This window comes from Serratia proteamaculans (assembly GCF_949794035.1).
GTDB classification, from domain to species: Bacteria; Pseudomonadota; Gammaproteobacteria; order Enterobacterales; family Enterobacteriaceae; genus Serratia; species Serratia proteamaculans.
In genome coordinates this window covers 1-5,746 of sequence record NZ_OX461107.1, presented here as the reverse complement: position 1 = coordinate 5,746, position 5,746 = coordinate 1, and the positions used below count along the sequence as shown (strand labels likewise).

7 protein-coding genes and 1 pseudogene are annotated in these 5,746 nt (G+C 48.0%); 2 read left to right on the top strand and 6 right to left on the bottom strand.

The window, feature by feature from the left end; genetic code table 11:
- Positions 1-299 (bottom strand): plasmid mobilization protein (locus tag QOT07_RS25810; protein WP_283604553.1); only part of this gene is annotated, 299 nt, incomplete at its 3' end.
- A gap of 304 nt (positions 300-603) precedes the next feature.
- Here QOT07_RS25810 and QOT07_RS25805 point away from each other — a divergent pair.
- Together QOT07_RS25805 and QOT07_RS25800 are read left to right on the top strand one after the other, a co-directional pair.
- Positions 604-1,524, top strand: a complete 921-nt coding sequence (locus tag QOT07_RS25805) for a hypothetical protein (protein ID WP_283604551.1) — start codon at positions 604-606, stop codon at positions 1,522-1,524.
- Complete coding sequence (locus QOT07_RS25800) at positions 1,521-2,057, top strand: hypothetical protein (protein WP_283604549.1); 537 nt, start codon at positions 1,521-1,523, stop codon at positions 2,055-2,057. Before QOT07_RS25805 ends, QOT07_RS25800 begins: the two co-directional genes overlap by 4 nt.
- Positions 2,058-2,060: 3 nt before the next feature.
- Here QOT07_RS25800 and QOT07_RS25795 read toward each other — a convergent pair whose 3' ends face one another.
- From QOT07_RS25795 to QOT07_RS25925, 5 genes and pseudogenes are all read right to left on the bottom strand, one after another.
- Complete coding sequence (locus QOT07_RS25795; RefSeq protein WP_283604547.1) at positions 2,061-2,981, bottom strand: replication initiation protein; 921 nt, start codon at positions 2,979-2,981, stop codon at positions 2,061-2,063.
- A gap of 191 nt (positions 2,982-3,172) precedes the next feature.
- Positions 3,173-3,457, bottom strand: a complete 285-nt coding sequence (gene nadS, locus QOT07_RS25790; protein ID WP_012442910.1) for a NadS family protein — start codon at positions 3,455-3,457, stop codon at positions 3,173-3,175.
- 1 nt (position 3,458) lies between these two features.
- Complete coding sequence (locus QOT07_RS25785; protein WP_283603850.1) at positions 3,459-3,791, bottom strand: type II toxin-antitoxin system RelE/ParE family toxin; 333 nt, start codon at positions 3,789-3,791, stop codon at positions 3,459-3,461.
- Between the two features lie 467 nt (positions 3,792-4,258).
- Positions 4,259-4,486, bottom strand: coding sequence for an MbeD family mobilization/exclusion protein (locus QOT07_RS25780; RefSeq protein ID WP_241229579.1), 228 nt, complete (start codon positions 4,484-4,486; stop codon positions 4,259-4,261).
- 925 nt (positions 4,487-5,411) lie between these two features.
- Positions 5,412-5,561: pseudogene (locus QOT07_RS25925) on the bottom strand (plasmid mobilization relaxase MbeA); the annotation flags it as partial.
- Between the last annotated feature and the right edge of the window lie 185 nt (positions 5,562-5,746).

Sequence of the window (5,746 nt, the reverse complement as noted above, 5' to 3'; positions counted from 1 at the left end):
TCACCGAGATTGCGGTCAAGGCTGTTTAACACCGCAAGCAGGGAAACGCGCTCAGTGGGGTTCAGTCCGTCGAGCTGGTTAAGGCGGCGGGCAATCTGATTGAGGTTGTTGCCTATCCCGCTGACCTGTCGCAGCAGTTCGGGCGCCACGTCAGGCAGACGGCGCTTTCTGGCGGTGTGTTCTCCCAGACCGAGCTGGCGCAGCCATTCGGCAAGATGGGTACGGTCACACCGGTCTATCAGACGCTGATGCTCTGAGTCGGTCAGGCGGATTTTGATCTCTCTCGTGCGCTTTTCCATTCTCACTCCGCTGAGAAATATTCGCACCCAAAGTGCGAAAGTTTCGCAGTGGATGCCCGGGGTTTCGGGGGGCGGCGAGCCCCCTGAACCAGTCACAGACGGCACCTCGTAGAGGGGACGCTGTGTGTACTGGCTTAAAGTGCGGTAGAGTATGTCAGATTCTGTGGTTGCTGCCAAAGCAAACCACCCTCCCAGCAAAGGGCTGTTATCTGATATAGGCTTGTTTCAGTGCAAACATTTTTCAGCTATTATTCGGTAAAAATAAAACAATTAGCCATGGCAGGTATCTATGCACGCAGTTCATATGTCTTCTTTCAGAGTGTTGCTAAAAGCAAGGTCTCGAAAGTCCTTTAAGCTTGGTGAGTTGAACAACGACCAAAATATAAAGGCCTATGAAATAGTAAAAGGTATTATTAATCGCAACACAAACATCCCTCTTGAAGATACCGATACTAAACTAATAGTTTCCATAATTCCTGGAAGCCTTACTTTTGACGATAACAAGAGAATTATATACGGGTATGTTAATGCCGGTCGTTATGGTGAGAACTACACCGTAAGACAAAAGCAACTATCTTCTACAAATCATAAAAAAGTAAATCATGATGAAGTTACTGAGAAAAGAAGATATATATTTATGTATTTCCCAGATAGTTTAGATACTGGGATAATCGCATTCCATGATACATCTAGATTAAACGCAAGGACTCCTATAAAAAGGATAATTGAAAATGGATTCATGGCAAACACTCCTCCATTAGAGGCGCGTGTTCGATCATTATTACATGAGCAAATCCCTCAGGCAGTAAAAGACTCACCTGTAACAGAAATTAAAGCTGTTGGATATAAAGTAAGTAAAGACACTGCCGACGCCATGCGCTTAATAGGGAATAGGACAACAGCCGAGTTTGTTGTAAAGAATAAAGGCTACTCAATGGGTCTTGTATCAGACTACCTAGATAAAAGTAAATCACAAAATAAACTGATAGAACTGTTAGAACCAAACAGTGACAAGTTGAAAATAACAGTCCAAGTAAATGGAAAAGACAAGATTTATGAACTTAGGAACATAATAGCAAAGGGCGTGTCTATCACTTTAGATGATGCAAGTCTTAACATAGACCCTCTAACGAACGAACCTAACGAGCAAGACTTGCATAATGCTGTAAAAGAAGAAATAAATGACTTCCTTTCAGACATTTACGGGCAAGGGTACGCAATATGAATAAAATAAACATTTACTGGTTGATTGCAAACCACATATCTAGTTTAAAGGGTGATGATTCTAATCCATTGCCCAAGGCAGATTTATGGCTTCATTTTATATCACCTTTGATAATATCAGCTTTAATCTGTTATTTTTTTAAAGTCATGCCATCTTCGGTAGTTGGTATTATGGTTAACTTTGGCTCAATTACAACCGCATTATTAATGAGTGCTGTTGTAATGGTTTATGACCAGAAAAGCAAAATTATCGAAAAGGAAGAAAAAGAAACTGTAGCCGATAAAAAAACAACCTATAAGAAAAATATAGCTCTCTACAAAGAGCTATGCCAAAACATTTGCTTCGCAATACTTACATCAATAATCATTGTTATACTTTCTGCTGTTCTTTCATTTTACGACATTAAAATAACATCAGGAATTTCTTACTATGTTTTTCTTGTCGCCTCTTTCTTTTGCTATGCCTTATTTATATCAACAATGATAACATTCCTAATGATCTTAAAGAGATTCAGCATAATACTGGATAACTAAATTTTAGTTGGCTTTCTTTTTTTGATAAAAGAAAGCTCTCCTACTGATACCAAGGTTTACCCATGGACTTTCACTCTCTTGCGAAGACAGGCTTTTTTTCCTTCCTCCACCTGAACTTATCTTTCCTCCGACCCTACCTCTAACAGACTGAATTTCAGAGCTATGAGTTCGTTTTACATAATCATCAAAGCTTTCTTTGGAGAAATGGTGCACAGTCCATTTAGCGATGCTTTTAGCTATTCCCATCACTTCACCATCGTCAAGAGGAGTTGGAAATTGCAAATTGTAAGCTCTGCCACGCTCGTAGCAGGCTTGTAGCCACTGTTCATACTCCGGCCAGCCCTGACGTATCGCGCGGTAAGCCCACTTGCGGGTTTTATCGAACAGGGTGCAGTTACGGCCTAAGCCATAGTCGGCTACGATTTCTTTGTCGTTCGCGGCGTTTAGATCGAGCGAGTCGGCCAGCCAATCCAACGTGTAGAGTTCTGGCTGCCAGACAGCAATTTTCCAGTACCCGTGGTTCGGATTCTTGCAAATTAACCCCGAATAACCCACGTCAGCGTCCAGTTTTTTACGTAGCGCATTCTCTACGGCAGCGGCGTACTTCAGCGGCTTCATTTTTCCGTCGGGTGCGGTGCGAATCGAGGTTTCCAGCGCATAAAGCAGGTGAGCATGACCATTTTCGGGGTTGGTGATGGTCATCGTAGGCGCGGGCGCATTGCGATCGCTCCAGTCGATGGCTGCACCGATACGGTCAACGTCAAAACCTAGCCAGAACATGGCGTGAGGCTGGTTGAACTGAATGTATTTCGCCAAGATTGCGCGCTCTTTTCCCGCGATGCGTACACCAAAATGCAGATCGTCCGAAAAATACGGTTTGTTAGGTAAGCGGTCGTTGAACAGGTCGAGAGCCGAGTTAGTCACTCACGCCTGAGCTTATGGCGGGCTGTTGTCTTGCACTGTGCATGTGCTAATATCCTTCTTAGGTTTTATGCCTAGCCCTGACTTCATATTCCCTTCCGCCAAGTTGAGATATGAATTCGGGGCTTTGTTTTTTCTGCCGTTAAAGTTACACGCGAACGGCGGCTCCTGTCGAATCCTTCCGTCATAAAGCCTTAATGTGAGGCAAGTTCCTGAAAGAATTTAGGGTTGGCCTGTATGGTCGCCAGCACCTTCGCCGCCAATCCTGTCGGATTACGTCTGCCGGTTTCCCAGCTTTTGATAGTATCGAGGCTGGTGCCAAGCACCTTAGCCATTTCATCCTGCGTCACGTTCAGCTGGGCGCGGAGTGCCTTCACGTCAGCCAGTTCGTAGCGTGTCACACGGGCAGGCGCTTTAACGCCTTTTTTGATCTCGACGGCTTCTTCGAGTGACGCTTTCAGTTCGTCAAAAAAACTCATGCTACACCTCATCTTTCAGTAATTTCGTCAGCTTTTTCAGGTCGGATTTTTCGGCGTCCGTTAGGCTGTCTTTGGTGCTTTTCGGGTAGGCCATCACCAGATAGATAATCTCGTCGGTGGCCAGAAAGTAAATCACCCGCGCACTGCCGCTTTTCCCCTGTACGCCGGTCGCCATTCTGATTTTTCGCAGCCCGCCGGTTTGCCTGATGAGATCGCCTTTGTCCGGTGATTCAATCAGCACTTTCTGGAGATCTTTGAGCTCGTCATCCGTGGCGATTTGCTTTATCTGACGGGTAAACATCGGCGTTTCGATAAACTCTATCGCATGGCTCACTGTGTCATTTCCTTTGAAATACCAGAGTACATTGTACACTATGATGGTATCGTGTCTATGTGTGAAATCCTGCATGACCACCGATATCTATCAGATTGCTGCTAAATTCGAGCACTTGGTTTCACGAAGTGAGACCATTCACCTGATAAACGGGTTTCGGTGTTGACTCTGTTTTCTGTGTGGGAAAGGATTATGGTTCTCTTCGTTCATTTTGAGGTGTTTTATGGCTGGAAAAATTAAGTTGCCGCACACATGTCCTAAGTGCAAAACCGCAAAGGCGGATACTGAAGCTGAGTTGAAGGAAATCTTTGGATATAGATTAAAGGATAATGGAGTTACTAATCAGAGTCAGTGCAAGAAGTGTCGATAACCCCTCCTGATTTGGTGGCATTTTCGCTCAAATTAACGCGTCAGACCATGATAGCGGGTCTGCTGCTTTTCCAATTTCAGCTGGTGTTCGTGCTGTTTTACGAGCGCATTAACCGGCTGAGATTGTCGCTCAAGCTCTCGACCTGACCGCGCAAGCTGTTCACCTGATTGCTCAAGTGCTGACACACCCTGTCGCTGCGGTTCAGTGCCTGTGAGGTAGTCTCGAACATGTGCTGCAAACTGCTGTAGCTTTCCTGCCACGCCTGATGCTGTTGTTCGTAGCTGGCCTGTAAGCTCTCTAAGGCGCTCAGAAGCTGTTTTTCCATTTCGGTCATGGTTTTCTGTGTCCTGTGGGTCAAAATCGTTCATGGGCGTTTCTGTGCGTTCTGGCGGGGTTATTTCGCGGTGTACTTCACCACCGTGTTGCCCGCCGTCGAAGTGTAGGTTTCCACGCCGTGTGCTTTCACCGGCAGCACCACCAGATAACCGTTCTTCTGGCTGTCGTCGCTGTAGATCGTCACCCCCGCGCCGCTTTTCGCTTTCAGGCTCGCCAGCAGCTGGCTGTAGCCGTCGATGTCGCTCAGACGTGAGCTGATGATCTGCCCCTGAAACCAGATTATCCCGCTCAGGATGCCAATCAGGAGCGCGGCGCAGACCACTATCCAGATCAGCGCGGTGGTCGCGGTGGCTCTGATCATACCCGTCAGCCTGCCGTTCTGCTCGCGGATAGCGTTGCTGATGCTCTGCGAGCTTGATTGCAGTTCCGCGCTGATAGACGTTTCCAGCCTCACGAACTCGCGCTTCACGCTCTGCTCGGTATCCTGCGCTTGCTGCTTCGATTTCTCCTCGAAGCCCTTCGCCAAATTTAAAATCTCGCTCATAAATCATTCCTTTCAGCCGGATGTTTCTGCCGCCGGACGGGTCGGCAATACTGATGCTGCTTCTGGTTTCACGCGCCACGGTGAGCCCAATGCTTTCGAGCTGATTCACCACGTCCTGCCGGCTGCGTATAGCGCCCTGTGCCATCAGGTTCATCAGACCTGCGGTCAGCTTTTCCGCTGCCTGCTGTTTGTCTCGCGGCAGATCGCTGGCCTGCGTCAGCGGGCGGCGATAGGCGGGGTCATTCGGGTCGCGCAGTCCGAGCCGGTCGTTGGTCAGCGTCTGCCAGGCGTTTACCCTCGGACGGTCTGCGCGGTCAAAGTAGGGTTGCAGCCGTTTCCCGCTCTGCAATTCGATGTTCGGGATCACGAAGTTCAGCTCGAGGCGGCCTTTGTCCTGATGCTCAACCCACAGACAGGCGTACTGGTCTTTGTCGAGACCGGTCATCAGTGTCTGTTCCCATTCGTCCATCAGACGCGCCTTTTCAGACTCGGCAATGTCAGCCTCCTGAAAGGAAAGCACGCCGGAGGTGTAGGCGCGGGCAAAGTCACAGCCGTCAATCAGTTCGCGGGTGCGTTCGGCATCTCCCCGCAGCACGCGGGCGTCACTACGCTGGCGATCTTTGCCCAGCAGATAATCAACGGGACCGCTGCCAGAACCGGCACCCCGTGAATGAATTTTAACGATCACGGTGTTGCTCCAGCAGT

Bases quoted from the DNA above. Each gene is read 5' to 3' on its own strand.
- QOT07_RS25805 (WP_283604551.1), top strand. From the start codon at position 604: ATGTCTTCTTTCAGAGTGTTGCTAAAAGCAAGGTCTCGAAAGTCCTTT.
- QOT07_RS25800 (WP_283604549.1), top strand. From the start codon at position 1,521: ATGAATAAAATAAACATTTACTGGTTGATTGCAAACCACATATCTAGT.
- nadS (WP_012442910.1), bottom strand. From the start codon at position 3,457: ATGAGTTTTTTTGACGAACTGAAAGCGTCACTCGAAGAAGCCGTCGAG.
- QOT07_RS25780 (WP_241229579.1), bottom strand. From the start codon at position 4,486: ATGGAAAAACAGCTTCTGAGCGCCTTAGAGAGCTTACAGGCCAGCTAC.